The organism is Vibrio sp. 10N.261.52.C11 (assembly GCF_041471405.1).
GTDB lineage: Bacteria > Pseudomonadota > Gammaproteobacteria > Enterobacterales > Vibrionaceae > Vibrio > Vibrio crassostreae_C.
Genome location: NZ_JBFROI010000004.1, coordinates 19,377 through 44,201, shown reverse-complemented (window position 1 = coordinate 44,201; position 24,825 = coordinate 19,377). Strand labels below are relative to the sequence as shown.

At 45.0% G+C, this 24,825-nt stretch carries 23 protein-coding genes; 9 read left to right on the top strand and 14 right to left on the bottom strand.

The features are described 5' to 3' along the window. Positions 1–4: 4 nt before the first annotated feature. Positions 5–1,060 carry an ACR3 family arsenite efflux transporter gene (gene arsB, locus AB4323_RS00235; protein ID WP_108193720.1) on the top strand — a complete coding sequence of 352 codons (1,056 nt, stop codon included), beginning with the start codon at positions 5–7 and terminating at the stop codon, positions 1,058–1,060. Positions 1,061–1,178: 118 nt separating this feature from the next. Here arsB and AB4323_RS00230 read toward each other — a convergent pair whose 3' ends face one another. Then, complete coding sequence (locus AB4323_RS00230) at positions 1,179–2,066, bottom strand: LysR family transcriptional regulator (protein ID WP_372151338.1); 888 nt, start codon at positions 2,064–2,066, stop codon at positions 1,179–1,181. Positions 2,067–2,196: 130 nt separating this feature from the next. Between AB4323_RS00230 and AB4323_RS00225 the strand changes: the two genes are divergently transcribed. The 5 genes from AB4323_RS00225 to glpD all read left to right on the top strand — a co-directional run bounded on the left by AB4323_RS00225 (position 2,197) and on the right by glpD (position 8,413). Further along, positions 2,197–2,628 carry a PACE efflux transporter gene (locus AB4323_RS00225; RefSeq protein WP_108093043.1) on the top strand — a complete coding sequence of 144 codons (432 nt, stop codon included), beginning with the start codon at positions 2,197–2,199 and terminating at the stop codon, positions 2,626–2,628. Between the two features lie 448 nt (positions 2,629–3,076). Further along, a complete protein-coding gene (locus AB4323_RS00220) occupies positions 3,077–3,931 on the top strand; it encodes an MIP/aquaporin family protein (protein ID WP_004732234.1) in 855 nt (284 codons plus the stop codon). Positions 3,932–3,990: 59 nt separating this feature from the next. Beyond that, the gene (glpK, locus tag AB4323_RS00215; protein ID WP_017060940.1) at positions 3,991–5,511 is read left to right on the top strand and encodes a glycerol kinase GlpK; all 1,521 of its coding nucleotides are present in this window, start codon (positions 3,991–3,993) and stop codon (positions 5,509–5,511) included. A 260-nt stretch (positions 5,512–5,771) separates the two neighbouring features. Beyond that, positions 5,772–6,566 carry a DeoR/GlpR family transcriptional regulator gene (locus AB4323_RS00210; RefSeq protein WP_372151336.1) on the top strand — a complete coding sequence of 265 codons (795 nt, stop codon included), beginning with the start codon at positions 5,772–5,774 and terminating at the stop codon, positions 6,564–6,566. A 287-nt stretch (positions 6,567–6,853) separates the two neighbouring features. Then, on the top strand, positions 6,854–8,413 hold the full coding sequence (glpD, locus tag AB4323_RS00205) for a glycerol-3-phosphate dehydrogenase (RefSeq protein ID WP_372151334.1): 1,560 nt from the start codon (positions 6,854–6,856) through the stop codon (positions 8,411–8,413). 253 nt (positions 8,414–8,666) lie between these two features. Here the strand turns inward: glpD and AB4323_RS00200 are convergent, their stop codons facing one another. The 6 genes from AB4323_RS00200 to AB4323_RS00175 all read right to left on the bottom strand — a co-directional run bounded on the left by AB4323_RS00200 (position 8,667) and on the right by AB4323_RS00175 (position 13,973). After that, positions 8,667–9,563, bottom strand: coding sequence for a LysR family transcriptional regulator (locus AB4323_RS00200; protein ID WP_102428071.1), 897 nt, complete (start codon positions 9,561–9,563; stop codon positions 8,667–8,669). A 192-nt stretch (positions 9,564–9,755) separates the two neighbouring features. Continuing rightward, positions 9,756–9,992, bottom strand: a complete 237-nt coding sequence (locus AB4323_RS00195) for a YdcH family protein (protein WP_065606862.1) — start codon at positions 9,990–9,992, stop codon at positions 9,756–9,758. A gap of 266 nt (positions 9,993–10,258) precedes the next feature. Beyond that, positions 10,259–10,381 carry a hypothetical protein gene (locus AB4323_RS00190; RefSeq protein ID WP_258182976.1) on the bottom strand — a complete coding sequence of 41 codons (123 nt, stop codon included), beginning with the start codon at positions 10,379–10,381 and terminating at the stop codon, positions 10,259–10,261. Between the two features lie 223 nt (positions 10,382–10,604). Then, on the bottom strand, positions 10,605–11,300 hold the full coding sequence (locus tag AB4323_RS00185; protein WP_372057865.1) for an aspartate/glutamate racemase family protein: 696 nt from the start codon (positions 11,298–11,300) through the stop codon (positions 10,605–10,607). 208 nt (positions 11,301–11,508) lie between these two features. Continuing rightward, entirely contained in the window at positions 11,509–12,492 is a 984-nt protein-coding gene (locus tag AB4323_RS00180) for an HAD family hydrolase (RefSeq protein WP_372151332.1), read from the bottom strand. Between the two features lie 236 nt (positions 12,493–12,728). Continuing rightward, positions 12,729–13,973, bottom strand: a complete 1,245-nt coding sequence (locus AB4323_RS00175) for an NADH:flavin oxidoreductase/NADH oxidase family protein (protein ID WP_372151330.1) — start codon at positions 13,971–13,973, stop codon at positions 12,729–12,731. A gap of 279 nt (positions 13,974–14,252) precedes the next feature. On the opposite strand from AB4323_RS00175, the gene nfsA reads away from it, so the two are divergent. Continuing rightward, on the top strand, positions 14,253–14,975 hold the full coding sequence (gene nfsA / locus AB4323_RS00170) for an oxygen-insensitive NADPH nitroreductase (protein ID WP_017094836.1): 723 nt from the start codon (positions 14,253–14,255) through the stop codon (positions 14,973–14,975). Between the two features lie 136 nt (positions 14,976–15,111). On the opposite strand, the gene AB4323_RS00165 is transcribed toward nfsA, so the two are convergent. Then, a complete protein-coding gene (locus AB4323_RS00165; RefSeq protein WP_372151328.1) occupies positions 15,112–16,644 on the bottom strand; it encodes a phospholipase D family protein in 1,533 nt (510 codons plus the stop codon). 495 nt (positions 16,645–17,139) lie between these two features. On the opposite strand from AB4323_RS00165, the gene AB4323_RS00160 reads away from it, so the two are divergent. Further along, complete coding sequence (locus AB4323_RS00160) at positions 17,140–17,637, top strand: hypothetical protein (protein ID WP_017089512.1); 498 nt, start codon at positions 17,140–17,142, stop codon at positions 17,635–17,637. Positions 17,638–17,791: 154 nt separating this feature from the next. Here AB4323_RS00160 and AB4323_RS00155 read toward each other — a convergent pair whose 3' ends face one another. Beyond that, positions 17,792–18,673 (bottom strand): LysR family transcriptional regulator, encoded by an 882-nt coding sequence (locus AB4323_RS00155; RefSeq protein ID WP_017064026.1) that lies wholly within the window; start codon positions 18,671–18,673, stop codon positions 17,792–17,794. 281 nt (positions 18,674–18,954) lie between these two features. Between AB4323_RS00155 and AB4323_RS00150 the strand changes: the two genes are divergently transcribed. Then, positions 18,955–20,142, top strand: coding sequence for an MFS transporter (locus tag AB4323_RS00150; RefSeq protein WP_017064027.1), 1,188 nt, complete (start codon positions 18,955–18,957; stop codon positions 20,140–20,142). A gap of 74 nt (positions 20,143–20,216) precedes the next feature. Here AB4323_RS00150 and AB4323_RS00145 read toward each other — a convergent pair whose 3' ends face one another. The 5 genes from AB4323_RS00145 to AB4323_RS00125 all read right to left on the bottom strand — a co-directional run bounded on the left by AB4323_RS00145 (position 20,217) and on the right by AB4323_RS00125 (position 24,652). Then, the gene (locus AB4323_RS00145; RefSeq protein WP_017064028.1) at positions 20,217–20,777 is read right to left on the bottom strand and encodes a sugar O-acetyltransferase; all 561 of its coding nucleotides are present in this window, start codon (positions 20,775–20,777) and stop codon (positions 20,217–20,219) included. A 202-nt stretch (positions 20,778–20,979) separates the two neighbouring features. Further along, positions 20,980–21,978: a LacI family DNA-binding transcriptional regulator gene (locus AB4323_RS00140; RefSeq protein ID WP_372151326.1), complete on the bottom strand. Its 999-nt coding sequence runs from the start codon at positions 21,976–21,978 to the stop codon at positions 20,980–20,982. 99 nt (positions 21,979–22,077) lie between these two features. Then, positions 22,078–23,517, bottom strand: a complete 1,440-nt coding sequence (locus AB4323_RS00135) for a 6-phospho-beta-glucosidase (protein WP_372151324.1) — start codon at positions 23,515–23,517, stop codon at positions 22,078–22,080. A gap of 169 nt (positions 23,518–23,686) precedes the next feature. Further along, the gene (locus tag AB4323_RS00130) at positions 23,687–24,211 is read right to left on the bottom strand and encodes a hypothetical protein (RefSeq protein WP_136977973.1); all 525 of its coding nucleotides are present in this window, start codon (positions 24,209–24,211) and stop codon (positions 23,687–23,689) included. Between the two features lie 51 nt (positions 24,212–24,262). Further along, positions 24,263–24,652, bottom strand: coding sequence for a VOC family protein (locus tag AB4323_RS00125; protein ID WP_372151322.1), 390 nt, complete (start codon positions 24,650–24,652; stop codon positions 24,263–24,265). Positions 24,653–24,825: the final 173 nt, after the last annotated feature.

The following is a 24,825-nucleotide window of genomic DNA, read 5'->3' as shown; positions in this document are numbered from 1 at the left end:
TATCATGAAACCAAAGTTAGGTTTTCTAGATCGCTACTTAACACTGTGGATTTTTATTGCCATGGGCCTTGGTGTATTGCTTGGTACCCTGTTCCCACAGATCGAACAGTGGAACGAATCTATGTCGGTTGGTACCACCAACATTCCACTTGCGATTGGCCTTATCTTAATGATGTACCCACCTCTGGCTAAGGTTAACTACAACCTGCTAGGCACCGTGGTAAAAGATAAGAAAGCGATCAAGCTGTCTCTGATCATGAACTGGCTTGTTGGCCCAATTCTGATGTTTGTGTTGGCGCTAACATTCTTAGGCGACCACCCAGGTTACATGGTCGGCGTCATTCTGATTGGTCTTGCTCGCTGTGTGGCGATGGTTCTGGTTTGGAACGACATCGGCGGCGGTAACAAAGAATACGGTGCGGCATTAGTTGCTCTAAACAGTGCGTTCCAAGTGGTGAGCTACAGCTTTATGGCGTGGTTGTTCATCAGCGTTCTTCCGCCAGTATTTGGTTACGAAGGCATGTTGGTTGATATCTCGATGATCGACATTGCACACAGTGTACTTATTTACCTAGGTATCCCATTCTTAGCGGGCTTCCTAAGCCGTAAGATCCTTGTGTCGATGAAAGGCGAGCAGTGGTACAACGATGTGTTTATTCCACGCATCTCTCCAATCACACTGATTGCACTACTGGCGACTATCGTTCTGATGTTCAGCCTAAAAGGCGAGATGATTGTAGAACTGCCAATGGACGTATTGTTGATTGCTGTTCCACTGACTATCTACTTCACAGCGATGTTCTTCATCAGCTTCTTCATTGGTAAGAAGATGGGTATTGAATACGACAAGAACGCATCAATTGCATTCACAGCGACAGGTAACAACTTCGAGCTAGCGATTGCCGTTGCTATCTCAGTATTCGGTATCAACTCAGACCAAGCGTTTGCCGGTGTTATCGGTCCACTGATTGAAGTACCTGTGTTGATTTACCTAGTGAACGTGGCGCTTAAGATGAAAGGCAAGTACTACAACGGTCAGACGGTTAAACCTAGCGTCTAGCATCTATATCTATATCTAGAGCTGATAAAAAGCAGCATCACGTCAAACAGAAAGGCTCACACGTTAAACGGTGAGCCTTTTCTTTATTCAGTTTGATCCAATTTAAGTCTCTTCCAGTTTACGTTTCGTCTAATAAGCCTTTCAATGCTTGTTCAAGCCAAAGTAATGCAGGACCTTTAGAGCGTGTTTTAGACAGAACAAGATCAACGGGCGGCGACCATGTTTTGTGATCGAATGAGACATTAATCTCCACTAAACGCTGCTTATTCAGCTCCTCTTCGACAAGGTGCCTAGGTAAGTAGGCCCAGCCAATATCGCTGCCGAGTACCATCTCTTTGATCACAATAAAGCTGTTTGACCACCATACCTTACCGGCAATCAGTGGAAACTGGTCCATCACCTTGCCTTTGTCTCCCCTCAACATTAACTGACGATGCGGGAGTAAATCAGAGAGTTTCGCCACACCTGTTTTTGCGAGCGAATGACTTGGATGACACACAGCAATAAACGGTAAGTGACCGATAAAGCATGGCTCAGAACCGACATCAAAAGCCAAGTTGGTAAACATCAATCCAATGTCGGCTCTTTCTTCGATAATTAACGGATTGACCTCTGTTGTGGTACACGCAACCAATTCAACTTCAGTCGCAGGGAATTGTTGACTGAACTGACTAAGGATCTTAGATAAGTTCGGAACCAGCAATGAATCATCTAATGCAATTTTGATGAGCCCCTCTTCGCCGCTACCCATCGCGTTAACCGTCACATTCAGATCTTCAACCTGAAGCACGATCGCTTTCACCTGTTTAAATAACTGCTCGCCCGCTTTGGTTAGTGAAGGCTTTCGAGTCGAACGATCAAAAAGCTCAACATTAAAATCGATTTCAAGATTACTGATGCCTTGGCTCACCGCCGACTGAACCTTACCCAAATGACGAGCACTGGCAGAAAATGACCCTAATTCAACGGCATACACAAACATTTTCAGTTGTTCAACGTTGTACATTCGGTTTCTCCCAAAACTTAATATCATAATATGTGATACTAACTATCTTTATATTATCACTTAAGTAGATATTATCTAGCCAAGTCATTAGCCCATCGGCGGCTATTTAATCGTAAAGAGAGTTAGAAAAATGTCACATAAAGAACGCATGTTGCACATGGTGCTATTTGAATTGGTTGCTTTGGTTTTGATGGCAGGGCTTGCAACCTATATTACAGGAAACGGCGCAGGTGAAATGGCAGGCTTAGCGCTCGTAATATCATTGATTGCAATGGCTTGGAACTACGCTTACAACTATGGCTACGACAAAATTTACGGAGCTGACCGAAGCAAAAGAACCAAGAAAACACGTGTTCTGCACGGATTAGGTTTTGAGCTTGGCTTGATGACAGTGACTTTGCCTGTCTTGATGTGGGTTCTACAACTCGACTTCCTAACCGTACTGATCATGGACATCGGCCTAGTTATTTTCTTCGTACTTTACGCGATTGCGTTCAACTGGGCGTATGACTCAGTTCGAGATCAATTGGTTGCGAAAGGAAAAGTGGCAGCTCTGGTTTAGAGCGGTAAGTTCATCTCGTATAACAAGAACATACACCCAAATTAAAACTGCCAAACTACAACATAGTTGGCAGTTTATTCATTTATGCATATAAGCTCATTTGTTAACGCCCTTGTTACATAGCAAAAACATCACACAGCCCTCCCTAATTAAGTCTAATAATCCGCCACTCACGAAGTAGCATCACAAATCCAAACATAAACTCCTCGTACCAGTTGCGCATTCATTTACATATAGGTAGTTTGAGCGGCTTCGCAACCTATCAATTCGAGCAATGACGTTCATGCGAGCATCTTTTTCGAGCAAAAGTGTTCGGATTAACATTTCAAGTGACTTTAATTAACAATTTTATGCTCAAACGCTCACTTTTGATGTTCGTTTATTTTCGAGTTCGCAAATATATGCACAATACACGTGCTAGATAAGCAAAACTAAAAAGGACTCGAACATGACAACAAACAAACACCCTTCTTTATTTGGGCAATGCTTGGCTGAATTTATCGGTACAGGATTACTCATATTCTTTGGCGTTGGCTGTGTGGCCGCTCTGGTATTAACTGGTGCGACATTCGGACAATGGGAAATCAGCATCATCTGGGGCTTCGGTGTTGCGATTGCAATTTACTGTACTGCCGGCGTTTCAGGCGCACACATCAACCCAGCCGTAACGATTGCACTGGCCATGTTCCATGGCTTTGATAAAGCAAAAGTGGTGCCTTACATCATTTCGCAACTGCTTGGCGCTTTCTGCTCTGCAGCATTGGTTTACAGCCTGTACAGCAACCTATTTACTGACTACGAAATTGCACACAACTTCGTTCGTAGCAGCCAAGACGCACTATCAACTGCTGGTATCTTCTCGACTTACCCACATGCTTCACTTTCTTTCTTCGGCGCTTTTGCTGTGGAATTCGTGATTACAGCAGTGTTGATGTTTGCCATTTTAGCGTTAGGTGATGAGAACAACGGCGCATCTCGCGGTGCAATGAACCCTCTACTGATCGGTATTCTTATCGCGGTTATCGGTGGTTCTTTAGGTCCACTGACGGGCTTTGCAATGAACCCTGCTCGTGACTTCGGGCCAAAACTGTTCGCTTACTTTGCAGGTTGGGATTTCGCACTAAGCGGTGCACGTGATATTCCTTACTTCATCGTTCCAATTCTTGCTCCAATTGCTGGTGCGTGTTTTGGTGGTTGGTTGTACCCACGTGTTATCGGTGCTTACCTACCAGTTGAAGGCCAAGGCTGCACAATTCCAAACCAATGTGAAACAGAAGAAGAAGCTGAACAAGCTCAAGCTTAATTCCTAAGCGACCCTACATTTACTAAAATATAAATAACAAAAGAAAAAGGACTCTTACCATGACCGAGCAAAAATACATTGTTGCCCTAGACCAAGGAACAACAAGTTCACGCGCCGTAATTCTCGACCATGATGCAAATATCGTCAGTTCTTCTCAGCGAGAGTTTACCCAGATTTATCCTAAAGCTGGCTGGGTTGAGCATGATCCAATGGAAATTTGGGCGACTCAAAGCTCTACATTGGTTGAAGCTTTGGCTAAAGCAGGCATTCGCAGCGATGAGCTAGCCGGCATTGGTATCACCAACCAACGTGAAACTACTATTGTATGGAACAAAGAAACTGGCAAACCGGTTTACAACGCAATCGTATGGCAGTGTCGCCGAACTGCCGACATCTGTGAAGACCTTAAAGCGCGTGGCCTAGAAGACTACGTACGTGACAATACTGGCTTAGTCCTTGACCCGTATTTCTCAGGTACCAAAGTAAAATGGATTCTAGACAACGTTGAAGGCGCTCGCGAAGACGCTGAAGCTGGCAAACTACTGTTCGGTACGGTTGATACTTGGTTGGTTTGGAAGATGACTCAAGGACGTGTTCACGTTACGGATTACACTAACGCGTCACGTACTATGTTGTTCAACATCAACGACCTATGCTGGGATCAAAAGCTACTTGATGAAATGGGGATCCCGTCATCAATGATGCCAGAAGTGAAGCGTTCTTCTGAAGTTTACGGTCAAACGAACCTTGGTGGTAAAGGCGGTACTCGTATTCCAATCGCGGGTATTGCGGGTGACCAACAAGCTGCACTTTACGGTCAAATGTGTGTAGAAGCAGGCCAAGCTAAGAACACTTATGGTACTGGTTGTTTCCTTCTAATGAACACAGGCCAAGAGAAAGTCACATCGAAAAACGGCCTTCTAACCACACTGGCATGTGGCCCTAAAGGCGAACCTGCATACGCACTGGAAGGTGCGGTATTCATGGGCGGCGCATCAATCCAATGGCTACGTGATGAAATGAAACTACTGGCTGGCGCAGAAGACTCTGAGTACTTCGCAACCAAAGTAGATTCTTCAAACGGCGTTTACGTAGTCCCTGCGTTTACTGGTTTAGGCGCACCATACTGGGATGCTTACGCTCGCGGTACGATTGTTGGCCTGACTCGTGGTGTTAACTCTAACCACATCATCCGTGCAACCTTGGAAGGTATTGCTTACCAAACGCGTGACGTACTAGACGCGATGCAAGCGGACTCTGGCATCAAGCTAGCAAACCTACGTGTTGATGGCGGCGCAGTAGCGAACAACTTCCTAATGCAATTCCAATCAGACGTGCTTGATACTGAGGTTCACCGCCCTGAAGTAACGGAAGTAACCGCTCTGGGCGCCGCTTACCTTGCCGGCCTAGCGGTTGGTTTCTGGGACAGTATTGATGAGCTTCAAGACAAAGCAGTACTAGACCGTACGTTCTTGCCACACCACGATGAAGAAAAGCGTAACCGCCGTTACAAAGGTTGGAAGCGTGCTATCAAGTGTGCACAAGTTTGGTCTGAACTGCACGATGACGACGAAGAGTAAAATCGAGCGTTCGAATAATCACTCTCTTATCGATTGAATTGTTCGTTCCTCAGTAAACGAAACTAAAAAGAGCACTATTTTGTGCTCTTTTTTGCGTTTGGAGCCAATTTTTCATGTTTTGATCAACGTTTTTGCGGTTTGGACATAATTCCTTACTATCATTACTTCTCTCTCCTCATCAATTCGAGCACAATAGCGCGAGTTAATATTTTCGATTGTGACGCGCTAGAGCCCATAGCGTGCAGGGAGTGGTAAGTTAAGTGAAGCAGATACCAAGACACCAGCAGATTGTAGATCTGGTAAAAACACAAGGATATGTGAGCACCGAAGAGCTCGTTGAAAAGTTCGATGTCAGCCCACAAACCATCAGACGAGACCTCAATGAACTTGCCGATAGAAGCAAAATTCGTCGCTATCATGGTGGTGCAACCATTCCTTTAAGCTCGGAAAACACCTCTTATAACACGCGTAAAGCGCTTAACTTCAACGAAAAAGACGTGATCGCCGACGAACTGGTTAAACACATTCCAGATGGTGCAACCCTGTTCGTTGATATCGGCACCACACCAGAATCCGTGGCACGCGCGCTGAACAAAAACCACAAACAACTCAGAGTCGTGACTAACAACATCAACGTTGCCAGTATCCTGCTACCAAACCCAGAGATAAAGGTTATCTTGGCAGGTGGCGAAGTGAGAAACCGTGATGGCGGTATCGTGGGTGAAGCAACACTCGATTTCGTGAAGCAGTTCCGCCTCGATTTCGGCATTCTAGGGATCAGCGGCATCGACTTTGACGGCTCACTGCTTGATTTTGACTACCATGAAGTTCGAGTGAAGCAAGCTATCATCGAAAACAGCCGCAGCATCTTCCTGGCAGTCGACCACAGTAAGTTTGGTCGCAACGCAATGGTTAAGCTGGGTAACATCTCTCAAGCACACATGGTGTTTACTAATAAACAGCCACCAGAAGAGATCCTGAACATCCTCAAGGATTCATCGATCCCATTGGAAGTGATCGAGACCGCGTCTCAACCACTAGCGTCGGACGAATAAAAAAACGCTCAGAAATCATGTTCATTAAAAGAGCCCATTATTGATAGATCACTTTATCGATAATGGGCTTTTTTGTTACTTGGAAAGTCGCACTTGAACATGATTAATATCACTTCTATGCTCGAATGAGAGTTATTTGGAACCTTCGCTGTCATAAGCGAAGGTTTTTTATGCGCAAATCACATAAAACGCGCATAAACGAAAATAATAAATGACCGCAAACGAAAGTTAATATACGATTCAATTATGTTCTAAAATGCTCGTTCGCTCAGAAAGAGGTCAAAACCATGAGTGCTCAACAAACTAATTCAAACAATAGTACATCTTCAACTCTAGACTTAATCGTTATTGGCGGCGGCATCAATGGTGCGGGTATCGCGGCAGACGCTGCTGGTCGTGGTCTAAACGTTGGTTTATACGAAGCAAATGATTTCGCCTCTGCGACGTCTTCTGCAAGTTCAAAGCTAATCCACGGTGGCTTACGTTACCTTGAACATTATGAGTTTCGTTTAGTTTCAGAAGCACTTGCAGAGCGTGAAGTGTTGCTGAGAAAAGCACCTCATGTTGCACAACCAATGCGTTTCCGTTTACCGCACCGACCATTTTTACGCCCGGCTTGGATGATCCGCTGTGGCCTATTCCTTTACGATAACTTAGGTAAACGTACGACGCTTCCTGGAAGTAAAACGGTGAACTTGGCTCAATCAGGTTTACTGAAGCCAGAAATGAAAACAGGTTTCGAATACTCAGACTGCTGGGTCGATGATGCGCGTATGGTATTGCTGAACGTATTAGCGGCGAAAGAAAACAACGCAGAAATACGCAACTACTGCCGAGTTGAAAAAGCGCACCGCGAAGGCGACATTTGGCACGTAACGATTCTTGATGTGATGACAAACCAACGTTTCGAGCGCAAAGCGAAAGCATTGGTCAACGCAGCTGGCCCTTGGGTGAAACAGTTCTTTGATGATGGTTTAGAGCAGGCTTCGCCTCGTAATATTCGTCTGATCAAAGGCTCGCACATTGTTGTGCCACGCATTCACGACGAACCACAAGCGTACATTCTGCAAAACAAAGACAATCGTATTGTGTTCATGATCCCTTACCTAGATAAGTTCTCGATCATCGGCACTACCGACCTTGAATACAAAGGCGATCCTCGCGAAGTGGCTATCGACGATGTAGAAGTGGATTACTTGATTGATATCGTTAACCAGCATTTTGTTAAGCAACTAGAGCGTGACGATGTTGTGTGGACATACAGTGGCGTAAGACCGCTTTGTGATGATGAATCTGACTCGCCACAAGCGATCACTCGTGACTACACACTGGAGCTGGATGCAGAAATGGATCAAGCACCACTGCTATCTATCTTTGGTGGCAAGTTAACGACTTATCGTAAACTCGGCGAAGCGGCACTGAACAAGCTAGAACCTTACCTGAAACACATGGGCGCACCTTGGACAGCTAACGACACACTACCGGGTGGTAACTTCAGCTGCAGCAGAGAACAGCTCGCTAAGATGATCCACACCAAGTACCCTTGGATATCAGAAGCACTGTTACTACGTTATGTGACTCAATTTGGTACTTACACTTGGAAGCTGCTGGAAGGTGCAACGAGCGAAGCTGATCTTGGTACCCAATTCTCAAGCGAAGCACACGGCGTTTATCAAGCTGAGATCGATTACTTGATCAATGAAGAGATGGCGATGACTGACGAAGACATCTTGTGGCGCAGAACCAAGCTTGGCCTGTACTTAAGTGAAACAGAGCAGCATGCAGTTTCTAGCTACTTAAAAGAGAATCTTGAAAGCACTGTGGTGAACTTTTCTCAAGTCGGTTAGTTCTTCTAGCAAAACCATCCGCTCCTGAATATAAATAATGACAAAGCTTAGCGCTCCCCACGCTAAGCTTTTTTATTGTCTACTATTCCGCTCAGCCTGAGACTTTATTCACACCTCTATTTTCAACAAAAACTAAATAGTGTTTTATTAATCCGGTTGATTATCAACTTCACAAAAGGTTGCTATTCTTTATCTCAACGAAACAACACATTTAAAAACGCTCACCATGTCAGCGCTTTAATAACGTTTGTCTCTATGTTTTCTCCCAATACGGCGGATTACCATAATATTCAGAGAAGTAGTCAATGAAGGCTCTCACCTTTGGTGCAAGTAACCTTGTGCTTGGGTACACAGCCCAAATTGCAGGCTCTGATGTTAATGGGTAATCTTCTAATATTTGAACCAGCTGACCGCTTTTCAGTTGTTCATAGGCACACCAATTCGATGTCACCGTGATACCCATACCACCTGAGGCTGCGTCACGCAGTGCTTCTCCGTTATCTGCCCTGAACGACCCAGATGCCTTAATCGTCTTAGGCCCGCTTTCAGTATTGAACGTCCAGTTTTCTAAACCAATTAAGCTAATACACTGATGATCATTAAGATCTCGAGGTGTGGCTGGCTTACCATATTTGATTAAGTAATCAGGCGATACACACACAATACGCTTGTCTGTCGCAAGTTTTCGGGCAATCAGTGTCGAGTCTTTCAGCTCCGAGATGCGAATCGCGATATCAAAGCCACCTTCAACAACATCCACCATCGAATCTGATAGTCTGAGATCGACTTTTAACCCAGGGTAGCGCTCTAAGAATCCAGGTAAAGCAGGGACAAGATGCAAACGCCCAAAAGACGCAGATGCGGTAACTCTCAGCGTTCCGGTTGGAGAGTCACAGCCCACACCAACCGCCGATTTGGCAGCATCGACGCTCGATAACACCTCTTCAGCATGAGGCAAGAACGCTTCCCCCTCTTCGGTTAAAGAGACCTTACGAGTGGTTCTATGCACCAAGCGAACGCCTAAATTGTCTTCCAGTTTACTAATGTGCGAGCTTGCAACAGCAGGAGACAAACCAAGCTCTTGCCCAGCCATGCTGATGTTATGTGTGGAAGCTAAACGAACAAACAATTTGAGGTGTTCAATATTCATGAGATTACCAATAAAATCTTAAAAATCGTGTACCAGTAACCCTCATTATGCGTCATTAACATAACAATACAACGTATTAACTCAGTTGAATTGTGAAGAAGTGATTGAGCCAAAACGAAAAAAAACTCCCGAAGGAGTTTTTGTCTAAGTCTGTAATTCGCCATTTAGCTAGTCAGCAAAATTGCCAACTCACTAGCCAGTTAAACGAGCATGCAGTGAATCTTTAAGTTCAGAACGATCATGTTTCAATTGGTGCATCGAGCCGTCATCAATGGGTGAATCTTTCAGCTCTAGTTTACGAATCTCTTTATCAAGGTTGTCGTATGTCTTCATATCTTCTGCAAAGCCATCGTCAGTTTTAGCAAGCTCAGCAATTTTGTCTTTCATTTCAGGAAATTCGTGAACAAGAGAGTGATTTTCACCTAGCATAGAAACCTCTTAAGTTGAGTAAAGTGATTGGTATTACGCATTCATTATTAACTTTAGCAAGGGAGTCAAATAACAAATGAGATCCAGTACACAGCATAGAATATAGACAATTCAGATTCACAAATTTACAACATCCACCTAAAAAAATAAGATGCTTTACATAGAAGAAAGCCTTGTAAGAACACAAGGCTTTATAAGGTAGATCTATATACAAGTAGAGTTAACAATCGTTATCGAAGCAGCTGAAAAATGTTTCTACAAAGAGATTAGCTGCTGCACCCTTGGGTATGAACTCGATTCATGTCGTCACCGACTTGTGCTTCTTGAGACCCCGTCGATTGGCATCCTGCCACGAATAACAGCGTTACAGATAAGATAAGCCATTTCATAATAAATCCTCTTTCGGTCATGACTAAAGCATAGTGCTTAAAAGCGCGGATACCTCAGTCATTAACTAAAACCTTACCTACCGATAAGGCCTTGGTTAATGAACAAAGCATCGCTTCTTTAACTAACGACCTGCTTTTGTACAAAAAACTTTCACTTCAACGAATGAAAATCGTACAAGAGCGAAAATAGGACAGCTATGGAACTAAGAATAAGAACTAGAAGTCAGTCACTCGTCGCCAAACGTACAGCCGCTTCTGCATGAATGGCTGTGGTATCAAACAAGGGAACATCAGTGTGTTGCTGCTGAATCAGGAGGGCGATTTCAGTACAGCCCAGAATAACGGCTTCTGCACCTTGTTGGCCTAGCTTCTCAATGATTTGACGGTATACATCTCGAGATTCTTCTTTTACTTGGCCTCGACACAGCTCTTGATAAATGATGTTGTGGACTTTCTCTCGGTCACTCTCATCAGGAATCACCACATCGATACCGAATTTGTTAGTCAGACGGCCTTTATAGAAATCTTGTTCCATGGTGAAAGCGGTACCGAGTAATCCAACTTTCTTTACACCCTGTTCAAGCAACTTCTGCGCTGTGGTATCAGCGATGTGCAAGATAGGAATCGTGACCTTCTCTTCGATCTCAGGAACGATCTTATGCATGGTATTGGTACAGATCAGGATGAAGTCCGCTCCGGCTTTCTCTACCGATAAAGCCGCGTCCGATAAGATATCCGCCGTCTCAGCCCAGCGACCTTGATGTTGAAGCTTTTCTATCTCATCGAAGTTCACGCTGTACATACAAACCTTTGCAGAATTGAGCCCGCCGAGTGTGGCTTTAACGCCCTCGTTGATGGATTTGTAGTAGCTCACTGTCGACTCCCAACTCATACCGCCGAGCAAACCGATCGTTTTCATTTTGCTATTCCTTTAATTTCCGACTAACTCGATTAAACCGTCATGCATTGAAAATTTGTAGTACGTTCTTGCTTAAAGCGAACCCATAACACCTTATTCCTTTCAAACGATTGCTTTCAAACCGTTCATTCCCAAAACCTCCGCTCACAAAAAAGGCTCGAATTTAAAATCCGAGCCTTTGAAGTTTTGACCAAGGGTATACTTGGCGTTAGTACACCTCACACCAATCGGATTTCATGTCGATCAGTGTCCAATCCTCTCTGGAATTCGCCTCATCTAGCGCTTTATCAAGCTTGCCAACGTGAGACTCACGATCGTACTGCCACTCGCGCTCAGCATCAGTGTGATGAACAATCATCGCCATTGAGTTGGGTTGGCTCGTAGCCCATTGCATCATCGCTTGGTCACCGTCTGAGTTGCCGACCGCTAGAATAGGTTTCTTGCCGATAATATGCTGAATGTTAGTGACCTTTCCGGCTTTGTCATCAATGGTCAAAATGGACGAGTCTTTAGTAACGGTTGGCTTACCATCGTTGTAGCTGTAGTTGTATTTAAGCGCGCTACCGATGATTTGCTCTGTAGGAATATTATAAGCTTGTGGAGCCCACGCTCTCATGAAATCAACGCCTCCGCCCGACACAATATAAGTCTTAAAGTCATGCTCTTGCAGGTAAGTCAGCATCTCTTTCATTGGCTGATAAGTAAGGTCTGTGTAGGCTTTGTTGAAGCGTTTATCTTTTGTTACCGTCAGCCATTGCTCAACGTCTTGCTGGTATTGCTCAACAGTCATACCAGAATGTGTCGCCATGATGATTTTCAATAGCCCTTCTTCACCGCTGCCCAGAACGCTCTCAATATCATCTTCGAGTACAAACTTAAACGGTGCTTCGGTTTTCCATTCAGGGTGGTCAGGCGCCATCTCTTTTACACGATCTAGTGCAAAGGCTAATTGGAAGTAATAAGGCTTTTCCGACCAAAGCGTACCGTCGTTATCGAACACGGCAATGCGATCTTCAATTGCCACGAACGTATCAGACTCAGCTTTAGTGGCTTGCCCAACAAAGTCGACGATAGCGGATTTGCTCTCGCTGTCCTTCCAAGAAGGCAACAAGTTGGGATCACAATCTTTAGCAAAAGATGAGAAAGAGAGACTGGATAAGATCGCGACAGATAAGAGGGTTATTTTCTTCATAGCAACTACCATGTTGTTGAATTAATTGTAGGGTTTAATTCAATTCATCCTAGTTGGTCTACTCTGATTTGCCACTTATGAACACTATAACCAATGCTCATGTTGGTATTAGATTAGTACCACAGCTAAGCTGGCTGAGGGTGCTCTGCGATGTATTTATCGAGAACTTAAAAGGAGACAAACAAAAAAGCAGAACTTCAATTCCTCAAAGTTCTGCTTTATCAATCCATGACTGCTTACACTCTGCGCTTTTTGAAAGCGTGCCAGCCAGCGCTGAGAATTGTTTTTACCACCACGCTTAATGCGCTAAGTTTAGGGTCAGCATTCTTGCCAGAGGCAATGCGCCACATCTGATGTTCATACCAAACCAGCCCGACCATCGCCACCTTGTCTAATGCGGGTTTTCCTGTGGTTGGCACCGTTAGTGGCATGCCGTGGCTAGGGTTTTCAATTAACTTGTTAGGGAAATCAGGATCAACCGCCATTGTTCGCGCAATACCAATAAAATCGGTCGCCGAGGTGTTTAATGCTTCATTCATTGCTTGCGCGGTTCGAAAACCACCCGTGACCACCAGCGGTGTACTCACGAGTTTTCTCGCCTTAACCATGTAATCCATAAAATACGCTTCACGTTTTACTGTGCTGGACTTGATTGATTCAGCTTTGCTCTTTGAACCCATCATTGATGGACTTTCATAGGTGCCGCCAGAGATCTCAATCAGGTCGATACCGTTATCACTCAGTGTTTGCACAACCTGCATCGACTCTTCTTCAGTGAAGCCACCTTTCATGAAGTCGGCGCTGTTGAGCTTAATTCCGACAGGGAAATCTTCACCAACCTCTTTTCGAATCGCGCGATAAACCTCAAGCACGAAACGAAGTCTGTTTTCGAGTGACTCACCCCATTTGTCTTGGCGTTGATTGTGTCTAGAAGACAAAAACTGACTGACAAGATAACCATGAGCACCGTGAATCTGTACACCAGTAAAACCCGCTTGTTTTGCAAGCTTTGCACTCAGCGCGAATTTATCAATGATTGCGATTATTTCCTTCTCAGTCAGAGCTCGTGGCGTATTAAAGCCTTTTTCTAATCCACGCTCTAAAGAGATAGCCGAAGGAGCAACCGGGCTATCACATAAGAATTTAGGAATTTGCTTACCTGGGTGATTCAGCTGCATCCATATCTGCGAACCATTCTGTGTTCCGGCACTCGCCCACTCACGAAATACGCTTAAATCACTTTGCTCATCCAACACCACGTTTTTAGGTTCACCAAGCGCACCTCTATCGACCATCACGTTACCCGTCATGGATAGACCAATTCCTCCTTGAGCCCAACGCTGGTAAAGCGTGACTAAACCTTGCTTAGGGTTATGATGTTTATCACCTAGCTGTTCACTCATTGCCGATTTGAACAGGCGATTTTTGATCACTTGGCCATTAGGAAGAAAAAAAGGGTCGTTGAGGCAGATTGGATTCATGCGCGTGGTTACTTTCTTGGGTTTATATATTGAGTCCAGTATGCCCTATTTTATCCGACAGTTCTGAGCATTTGGTGCCTATTTCGAAGCAAGTTTCACTCAATAATAAAATGCCAGCGGCATAGCAGCTGGCATTAATCGATTATAAATAGAATCTCAAAAACTGGGCTGACGCTGCTGAAATATGTCAACCAGAAAGGCTCTAATGCCCTTTACGCTCATGGTAATTGTCGTTATTGTGATTCTCTACGCCATCATCACAAGGACTGTCTGAGAGTTATGAACAGCACGATTGAAACTATTCTGGGGCACCGCTCCATTCGTCAATATACAAATCAACCGATTGAAAAAGCACAACTTGATGTGATTATTCAGGCTGGTCTCGCGGCTTCGTCATCGAGCTTACTGCAGGCTGTTTCTATCGTGAGAGTGACAAACAAAGAGAAGCGTAAACTGCTAGCCGAATACGCAGGTAATCAAGCTTACGTTGAGAATGCGGCTGAGTTTTTAGTGTTCTGTATCGACTATCAGCGCCACGCTCAAATTAACCCGGAAGTGAAAACCGACTTTACTGAACTGACCCTGATTGGAGCGGTAGATTCTGGCATCATGGCGCAAAACTGCATGCTGGCTGCTGAGTCTCTAGGTTTGGGTGGCGTGTACATTGGCGGGCTGCGTAACAGCGCACAACAAGTCGATGAACTGTTAGAACTACCACAACATACCGCCGTGTTGTTTGGGATGTGCTTAGGTCACCCGGCACAGCAACCAGAGGTTAAGCCTCGCCTTCCTGCTCATGTGGTGATGCACGAAAACCAATACCAACCGCTGAGTCTAGATGAAATTGCCAGCTACGATGATTCGATGCAAAGCTACTACGCAAGCCGTTCAAGCAACCAAAAGCAGAGCAGTTGGTCACAACAGATCACTCAAAAGCTGTCTGGCGAATCTCGCCCACATATTCTGCCTTACTTAAACAGCAAGCAGCTGACCAAGCGTTAAGCCGTTAAGCCGTTAAGCCGTTAAGCCGTTAAGCCGTTAAGCCGTTAAGCGATTAGAGCTAGCAGCAAACAGCAGTACAAACAAAAATGTCAGCGTAATATACGCTGACATTTTTATTTATCCGGAGGCGGCTAGCTTACAGATATTTCTCAATCGGTAGCAATTGCAAAAAGCCTGACTGCATTCGTTCCCACTTACCCGTTTCTGGTTCGCTGTCCCAGCTTTGATCGCCTGAATACCAATACACATCACCGTCTTCAAGCTCTAATCGCCAGCTGTTTTCTTCGCTCATTGCTTGCTCAATGGTTTCTGCTAATGTTTCAGCAATCTCTTTATTCTCGATGATCAAAACCGATTCCGTGTTCAAGTAGGTAGAACGCAAGTTGAAGTTAAATGAGCCGATGCTCGCGATGCTGCGGTCGAATACGACTGATTTAGCGTGCAAGCCATAGGCCGTCTCAGGTGCACATTTCGACAAGTCCTGAGTCGATGCTTCACACAACTTAGATTCTGGTTTTAGCTCAAACAGATCGATGCCATGCTCCAACATATCGTAACGTCTGCCCGCATAAGCAGAATGATTAGTCACCAGATCATTAGAGGCCATAGAGTTAGTTAGCGCTTTTATCTCAACGCCCTTATTGTTCAACACTTGCCACTCTTCAAGCTGACCATCATCGAATACAAGGTAAGCCGATTCCAATAAGATCTCTTGTTTCGATTCACTCGCTAACTTACCTAGAAGAATCGCGGTCGCTTTCGGTTCATCGGTATTGTCTGAATCATCAGGAACAGGCTGATCGTAAACAAAACGCGCATTCACCCATGCCATCTCACCAATCACCTCTTTCAGCAAACTATCAGCAGCCTTACGATCTAGTGGCAATTCCGGGTAATTTTGATAATGCGGAACGACAATATTATCTATCTTCGAGAGATCAGGTTGTTCGTCATCATCCAGCATATCGACAGGGTAAGACCAACGGCTGTTCCAGTATTCAACAAAACTGGTTTGGATGGTGTTAACTACCGAGCCCATGACTAATACATCGCGGTCTCGGAAATTGATTTCATCAGAAAGGTCAAAGTATTCATCACCGATATTACGGCCACCCACCACAGACAAAGTACCATCGACGGTAAACGACTTATTGTGCATACGGCGATTTAAACGAGAAAAGTCGCCGACAAAGCTCAGCCATTTACTGAAACCGCGGCGTGTTGGTGTTGGATTGAAGATACGAATCTCGACGTTCGGGTGTGCATCCAGTGCCGACAGCAACCCTTCACGTTCGTTGAGGTTGATATCATCCAGCATTACGCGAACCTTCACACCGCGCTCGGCCGCTGCTAATAAACGGCTAGCGAGATAGCTGCCCGATTCGTCAGAGTTCCAGATGTAATATTGAATGTCGATGGTGTGCTCGGCACTTTCGACCAGCGCTAATCGCTGTGCCAAGGCATCCCAACCAGACTCTTGCAGACGAACCGCAGTGGTGCCTTGCTCTAAAGCTTCAGGCTGAAATTCATTGGTTAGAACCGATAAAGAACTAGGTGCAGGAGAGGTTGGCGGTTCTGTTGGATGATCGATGCCTTCAGGAAGTGAAGAACACCCACCTAAAACGGCGATTAAGATTAACGTTAAACTGATGCGTTGGAGCACAGGCATGTATCTGACTTCCTTTTCACGATGGCGTCTTTAGAAACTTTCCGTACAGCTTTTCAATGAACAAGCTATTCCGATCTATTCATTGATTATTACTGCTAAAGCCTGAAATTTATAGGTAATTATCCAGTATAAATTTAAAGGTCGGTAAATTGGCCCACAAATCACTTAAGTTGGGTGAGTGCCAAACAGTATAAACTCAGCGGCTTTTCGACCATGTCAATGGTGAGCTCTATTCGGTCTGGGTGATGCTTCACCATTGTTTGGAGATCTAGTTTCACCGCTTGATTTCACACTAACAGGCGTGTCGACTTACTTATATGAGATTGTGCAAACGCATTACTTACGTAAGCGCTAAAGCTGTTGTTCATCTAAGGGACATGTAAGGATCAACACCGAAAACATTGTTCACGCTGCATAACCTTTATCGTCTCTACACAAGCCTTCCTTATAGTAGTACCCTTTATCGTATTTCATTCTTAATGGTATTTATGTCTTATGAAGCTTTTGGTCGATCGCACTGGTGAACAGTTTTTAGAAATTCTGCAAGAATCGGGAGACACGCTGACGGTTCAATTCATTACCAATGAAGGCAATCGAAAGGGTAAGCCGTTCCAAGATAACTTGAGTGGATTGTTCCTCACAGGGTGGAAGCCGCGCACCACTTCAACCGCCATCGGATTAGAACGCTTTAAGCAAGGCAAACTTGAAGATCCCAAAGTGAGTTTCGCATTGCACCAGCTCTATCCACTCGGTCGAGACGTAAAATTACCTTCCGGTGATATCGCAACTATCGCGAGTTACGCCAATACCCATGCCGATGGCTACTATATGTTTGTGCGCCTCAACGATGAGTTAACCCGACTCAAGATTACACCCGATTGGGAGCTGCAACCTTCCGTTCAAAGGTTAGCCTTGCCTTATTACCCTGCGCCAAGAAGCCAGCAAGAACTCGACAATATTGATGACTTCGATGCTTGGGCGGGTGGGTTTTAAACAGTAAAAGTTGGTAAACAATATTGAGATCACATCCACCTATCGAATCTCAATACAACAATATGTGCTCTCTAAACATTGATACGAATACCCGCTCTCAAACGATTCAAATAACGGTTTGGCTGTGTGCTGCTAAAGAGTATTTCATTCTTCCCTACAAGCTCAAACGGGGCTGAATAAAGTCGATAAACGCCGAGATACGTTTAGAGACCGATGACGACTTGTAGTAAACCGCATTCACTCGCTCTCGGTCTGTGTTGGCAAGTTTGTCTTGTTCCAGAATAGGGATTAGGCGACCTGCTGCCATATCTTCCTGCACCATAAACCCCGATAAACAAGCAATCCCATTTCCAGCTAAGACTAGTTGACGCACGGTTTCACCATTACTGGCTGTCACAGTAGGCGCGACATCACTTTGGTTTGGTAAAGGCCAATGGTTAAGCACTTTGTTACCCGCAAACCCCACAATTTGATGCGAACTCAAATCTTCAGGTTTGGTGGGCAGCCCACGCTTAGCGAGATAATCAGGTGACGCCACAATATGGAGTAAACTTTTTCCTAACGGGCGAGCGTGCAGTGTTGAATCGGACAACTTACCGATTCGAATCGCAACATCAGTTCTCTTTTCGAGAAGATCAACGAAGCCTTCGTTGGAAGTGAGTTCCAACTCAATGTCTGGGTAAGCCTCTTTGAATGACTGCACCAACGGCACTAGCTGATGGAATACGAATGGACTGGCGGCATCGACTCTTAAACGACCTTTTGGCAACTCTCCGCGCGACACGATTTCTTCTTCCGCGCTCTGAATCATCTGTAATCCCACCCTGACTGAATCGACAAACTGCCGCCCTTCCTCCGTCAATTCCACGCGTCTCGTTGTTCGGTTGAATATTGAGACGCCGAGTTGCGACTCAACCTTACTCACCGAACGAGACACCTTGGCGACCTGCACATCCAGCGCCTCTGCCGCCGCAGAAAAACCACCAGCATCGACAACGGTGAGTACCATTTCTAAATCATCTGAACGGGTTAACATGAGGCTCCTTCGCTATCTTCATTTTGTTTAATGTCATCTCGCTTGTGCTCATCACAGCTCAAATCATCTGAGTCTTTGCGATCTCATCAGCTTAATCCAATGATCGGTTAACTCTCCAATTATTGCAAATAACACAAAGGTTATTTGTTAATGATGGCATTTTTCACAAATATATTTTGCTAGATAATCCTCGCCATCAAACGAAGCGCTCCTATTGCAGTCACAAGCTGCCCCATTTTATCGCGCTCGGTATTTAACAAAGAACAGTAAGAGAGATGATTATGCCATTAGCATTACTTGCATTGACGCTCAGCGCCTTTGCCATCGGAACCACAGAATTTGTCATCGTAGGCTTGATTCCTACCATGGCGAGCGACTTGAATGTATCTCTGCCATCGGCAGGCCTATTAGTCAGTTTATACGCGCTTGGCGTTGCCATTGGCGCACCAGTAATAACGGCATTAACCGGCAAATGGAATCGTAAGGCGGTGTTGCTGACCGTGATGGCATTGTTTGTCATTGGTAACTTATTGGCGTGGCAAGCTCCGGGTTATAACACGCTGATCGCCGCACGAATTTTGACTGGCCTTGCCCATGGCGTGTTCTTCTCGATTGGATCGACCATCGCGACAGGTTTGGTTTCAAAAGATAAAGCAGCCAGTGCCATTGCGATCATGTTTACAGGTTTAACGGTTGCATTGGTAACCGGCGTACCACTGGGCACTTATATCGGGCAAACCTTTGGCTGGCAAGCGACCTTCTTGATAGTGGCTCTGCTTGGTCTTATTGCTCTTATCGGTAGCGCTATCTTGGTTCCAAGCAACCTTAAGCAACCACCAGCGGCGAAGATTTCGGCACAACTAAAGGTTCTAACTCAACCACGCTTACTGTTGGTTTACGCTATCACAGCACTAGGTTATGGCGGCACATTCACAGCGTTTACGTTCCTTGCTCCAATACTGGAAAATGTATCAGGATTTGATTCGAGCTCAATCAGCTTAATCATGTTGGTTTACGGTGTGTCAGTGGCGGTCGGTAACATCTGGGGCGGAAAAATGGCCGACAAGATGGGCCCAATTAAAGCACTGACCGTTATCTTCTCTGGTTTAGCCGCAGTACTGGTGGTATTCAACTTTACCGCAGTAAACCCTTACGCAGCTGTTGCTACCATTTTGGTTTGGGGTGCATTCGCATTCGGTAACGTTCCAGGACTACAAGTGTATGTTGTGAAACTGGCTGAGAAATACACACCAGACGCCGTCGATGTCGCTTCTGGATTGAACATTGCAGCCTTCAACGTCGGTATTGCATTAGGCTCATGGGGCGGTGGTTTGATTGTCGCGAAATCTGGATTAATGAACACCCCTTGGGTAGGTGCTGTGATCGTTTTGATCGCTCTTGTTCTGACTCGATTCAGTGGTGCGTTAGATAAAAAGCAAGCACAACAAGCTGTTCCATCTAGCATCTAGCATCTAGCATCTAGCAAGAATAGAAAAAACAAAGCCCGAACCTAGGTTCGGGCTTTATCAATTCAATCTGATTATTACTCGTTATCGATCGCTTTCAGCACTTTACATGGATTACCGACTGCAACCACATTGGCTGGGATGTCTTTGGTTACGACACTGCCCGCGCCAATCACGCTGTTTTCGCCAATGGTGACACCGGGGCAGATAATTACACCACCGCCAAGCCAAACATTGTTGCCAACATTAATCGGTGTGCCAAACTCAACGCCTTCTTCTACACGGCCTTTCACATCGAGTGGGTGACCTGCAGTCAGGATTTGAACGTTCGGACCAAGCAGCACATTGTCGCCAATAGTCACTTCAGCCACATCCAAAATCACGCAGTTAAAGTTAGCGTAGAAGTTCTTGCCTAGCTTGATGTTCGAGCCGTAGTCACAACGAAATGGAGGTTCTAAATGCGCATTTTCACAGTCCGGAATGAGCTCTTGCGTTGCTGCTTCCCATTCAGATGTGCCAGGAATACTGTTATTGAGTTTTTGAAGCACCTTGCGACATTCGATACGAGCTGCATAAAGCTCTTTATCCCAAGCCTGATAAGGTTCACCTGCTAGCATTTTTTGTTTTTCTGTTTTCACGTTACTTACCTGTTCTCACATCAATTAGCTATTTTCATATTACTTATCTAGCTCCACATTACTTAACTAATGGTGGTCAATTCATCGACCAAAAACGCAATATCGCACATCTAAATAACAGTGAATAAGGAGTGTTTGAGCTTGGTTTAAGAGATGCGCAGCTCGTCACTTTTTGTAGGTAAAATATGAAATTCGAACAGTGCTAATTTAGCTTCGCTATCGAATCACGTAACACCAAACTACCAGTGGTATTGATGGTGGTCGCTTGCTCTGTTTCACCGACAATTTGCAGGATCGCCTTTTGCGTCATTTGCTCTAATGGCACACTCACAGACGTTAAGCTTGGCGTTAAAAACGCCCCCACTTTGCTGTTATCAAAGCCGACGATCGAAACATCTTGAGGCAATGAGTACCCAAGTTCGGTTAACGCCTTAATCGCACCAATCGCCATATCATCGTTTTCAGACAAGATAGCAGTGAATGTGGTTCTGCTTTTTGCCAAAGCTTGAGTCGCGTGATAACCGCTCTCCATCGTCCAATCACCTTGAACAACGTTGGACTCATCCAATGCAACACCATGTTTAGTTAACACATCTTGATAGGCTTGGTAACGCAGCTCATCGGTCGAAGAACCGGCTTTACCACGAATCACTGCAATATCGGTATGACCCTGCTCGATGATGTGTTCAACCATCAAACAAGCGCTCTGATAATGGTCGGTGGTAATAGCATGATTGGGCTTCGACGGCATTTCTCGGTTGAGTACCAGAATCGGAGTGTCAGTGCTTTCGATGATCTGAGCTATCTCGCTTTCGGTTAAACATTGCGGATAGATGATGATGCCCGCGCACTTCATATCCAGCAGGAAATTGATCGCCTTTCTTTCGTCTTCAGCGCTGTGTTTGCCATCGGTGATCACCAATTGGTGATTCGACTTTTCGCTATAAGAAGCCGCGTGATACATCAAGGAAGAGAAGTAAGGGCCATTGAACAACTCATTGGTAATTACAAAGCCGATGAAATTGGTCTTCTTGGTCGCCAATTGCTGAGCCAACAAGTTCGGTCGATAACCTGTTTCTTGAATCGCATCAAATACCTTTTTCACCACATCTGGGCGCACGATGTTCTTGCCATTTAAGACACGAGAAACGGTCGATTTAGATACGCCTGCGCGGTTTGCGACATCAAGCATGGTTACCATTCGCTTCTTTTCCTTTATAAAAAATTAGCCGACATAGGCCGACTAATTCATTGCAAAATGACAGCTCACAGTTCACATAACTGCGCTGGGGAATGCATTCTAAATAGTGGCACCGTTAGATGCAATCACACCTTTATACCACTCGAAAGACTTCTTGCGCTTGCGTTCTAGTGAGCCAGATTGATCGTTGTGCTTATCTACGTAAATGAATCCGTAGCGTTTTTTCATCTCGCCCGTGGTGAACGAAACTAAGTCGATACAGCCCCAAGGGGTGTAACCCATCAAATCAACACCATCAATCGCAACGGCTTTTTTCATCTCTTTGATGTGGTCGCCAAGGTAAGCAATGCGGTAATCGTCATTAATGCTGCCATCTTCTTCAATGGTATCAACCGCGCCAAAACCGTTCTCAACGATGAACAATGGCACTTCATAACGTTCATACAGAGACGCTAAACAGAAACGCAAACCCGTCGGATCAATTGGCCAGCCCCAATCGCTAGACTGGATGAACGGATTATCGACCGAATTTTCATGACCGCCGTCCATCGCTTCTTCTGTAGATTGGTGAGAAGAAGAATCCAAGGTATTCGACATGTAGTAGCTAAAGCCTAAGTAATCAGCCTTACCTTCTTTTAGGATCTGCTCATCTTCAGGCTGCATCTTAATGTTGAAGCCTTTGATTGCCCAGTCACGCGTAGCGTAATTTGGGTAATGACCGCGAACCATCACATCTGAGAAGAAGTAACGGTCACGCATCGCTTGTTGTGCCACCATAATGTCTTCCGGTTTAGAAGAACGAGGATAGAAAGGCACCATCGCACACATTGCGCCGATTTGAAGATCTGGATTGATCTCGTGACCTTTCTTAACCACCAAAGCACTTGCAACAAACTGATGGTGAACCGCTTGATACATCGCCTCTTGCGGCTTTTCGCATTGTGGAAACTTCACGCCTGAGCATAACCAACCGAAAATATCTGCCGAGGTGTTCATCTGGTTGTTGATCTCGTTAAACGTCATCCAGTATTTCACTTTGTGCTGGTAACGCTCCATCACCGTAGTTGAGTACTTAACGAAGAAGTCGATCACTTTACGGTTCATCCAGCCACCATATTCGTTAGCTAGATGGTAAGGCATTTCAAAGTGGCTCAGTGTTACCACAGGCTGAATGTCGTATTTCAACAGCTCGTCAAACAGATCATCGTAAAACGCTAATCCCGCTTCACACGGTTCAGCTTCATCGCCATTTGGGAAGATACGCGTCCACGCGATACTGGTACGGAAACACTTAAAGCCCATCTCAGCGAATAACTTAATGTCTTCTTTGTAGCGATGGTAGAAATCCACTGCGACTTGGTTAGGATAGTTTTCGCCATCAATCACGCCATCGGTGATTCGACGTTGTACACCATGAGCGCCCGCTGTTAATACATCAACAACACTGACACCTTTACCATTCGCATCCCAGCCGCCTTCTAGTTGATGCGCTGCTACTGCACCGCCCCATAAAAAATCGTTCGAAAATTCGTTGTTCATACCATTACTCACTACAAGTTATTCGTGAAAAAGATCAGAATTTGAGCTGCAATTACAACTCTGAAATCGATTTCAATAAAAGCAAAGATACAGATTGAAACCGGTTTCAGCAATAGTTAAAAGATCTTTTTTGATCGATCTAAAGACTAATCAACAGTCAGCATTACGATCAATGCTGCTCAAAATACTGATCATGCAGTGATTTGCCGGATAGGTCTTGAGTTCCCGGGTAGAACTGGACGAGTGTCTGATCGGCTAAAGTGAGGTGAATCCAACCCTCTTTGACTTTCAACCAGTTGGTGCCGTTGGTCTCATAGACGGCAGGAAACTTGCCCCAGCCAGACTCTGATACCTGCAGCTCTTGAAATAGGTTAATCGGGGCTAGCTTATTGCTGTCGAAGTTTGCGTCGGCATAGACAGATAAAGGCTCGATGGCATCGTTTGGCTTAAACGTATAACAGCTCACAGAGGCTGAAGTGCGATCAAACCACTGGTAAGGTTGTGCACCGATTAAATCGTAGACCGTGCAATCATTGAATTGAATCGCCCACTCTTGGTGAGCTTTAAAACCGAGGTAACCTATGGGTTGTGATGGTTCAGGCTTTGAGTCCGCCTCCTGCTCATACACCGGTTCTGAGGTAGCACATCCCATAAGCCCAAGACTAAAAAGGAAAGTCACAGCAAGCTTCATCATTGTCATACCTCAGTTCCGTTAGTAGATGAGTAACTCAATTAAGTCTCTACATTAAACGGTAAGTTCCAAACGATTACCATCCGGATCGAGTACACAGCTCTCATAATAGCCATCGCCTGTTCTTCTTGGGCCATCTAAGCGCTCATAGCCGTCTTCGACCAAGTGTTGAGTCAGTTGATCGACCGCCTGTTCCGAACCTAATGATATCGCCATGTGAATGAAGCCTGTGAACTGGTCATAGATGTCGTCTTTCGATTCAGGGACAGAGTCCATTTCCATGATCTCTAGTCGGCTTCCAGTCTCAAATGAGAGGAAGTATGAAGAAAACCCTTTGGTTGGGTTGTGATATTTTGAGTTCAATGTCGCGCCGAAATAATCTTCATAAAATCGCTTCAGTACTTCGAGTTGTTTGGTCCAAATTGCGATGTGTTCAATCTTCATTTTGTTTGCCTAAGTTTGATGTCTAACGCTAGATTACTCATCAAATAAGGAACAATAAACAGAACGAAATTCATCGAAATTGTTCCTGATTAACGGGCTCGATTTTATGTCCATAACTGCACAGTATTGGCATCTATGTTTGTGTAATAGTTATCTTTCCTCCATAGTCAGGT